Here is an 821-nt window from a genome sequence, read left to right on the forward strand (position 1 = left end):
GCCGATCGGTTACGGTCGGCAGCACGGCATCGGCAAGCAGCAGGGCCTGGCGAAGCTCTTGTTGCTCATAGGGCCGATCGGCTTCATTCAGCGTGACATCGAAATGGTCGCCAAGGCGCTGTTCGACCTCATGCGGCCAGCGCCGGGTAACGATTACCTTCGGTTTGCTCATGGCTACGATCCTCTCAAGCCGCGCGTTCGTGCCGCGGCTGCAAGGTCCGGCCGATCTCGGCGCGGTACCATTCCTGCGCAGCGGCAACACCGGAGCCGGCCTCGATTCGGGCTCCGGCGTCGCGTAACGACATTTCCGCCGAGGCCAGGGCGGCGAGGCACATGACCTCGTTGAGGTCGCCGAGATGGCCGATGCGGAACACGCGGCCAGCCACCTTGCTGAGGCCCGCGCCGAAGGATGTGCGATATCTGGAATATCCGTTGGCGATGACCTGTCTGGCATCGACATCCTCGGGGACGACGATCGCCGAAACCGTATCCGACCACCATTTTTCCTCGTTGGCGCAGAGCTTTAGTCCCCACGCATGCACGCCGCGGCGCACACCTTCGGCGAGCCGGTGGTGCCGGGCAAAAATCTGCTCCAGTCCCTCGGCAAAGATAAGGTCGAGGCTGGCTCTCAGGCCAAGCAGCAACTGCGTTGGCGGCGTATAGGGGAAGAAGCCGGTCTTGGACGAAGCCTGCATATCCTCGAAGCTGAAATAGCAACGCTCCATGCGCGACTGCTTGTGCGCTTCCAGACCCTTGGCGCTCACCGCCAGGATGCCGAGACCGGCAGGCAGCATCAGCCCTTTCTGCGAACCGGTGATGGC

General features: G+C 63.2%; 1 pseudogene. It reads right to left on the minus strand.

The annotated features are described in order from the left end of the window. Positions 1-185: 185 nt before the first annotated feature. Positions 186-821: pseudogene (locus EN994_RS33570) on the minus strand (aminotransferase class V-fold PLP-dependent enzyme); the annotation flags it as partial.

Source organism: Mesorhizobium sp. M7A.F.Ca.CA.002.09.1.1 (assembly GCF_003998555.1).
Classification (GTDB): Bacteria; Pseudomonadota; Alphaproteobacteria; order Rhizobiales; family Rhizobiaceae; genus Mesorhizobium; species Mesorhizobium ciceri.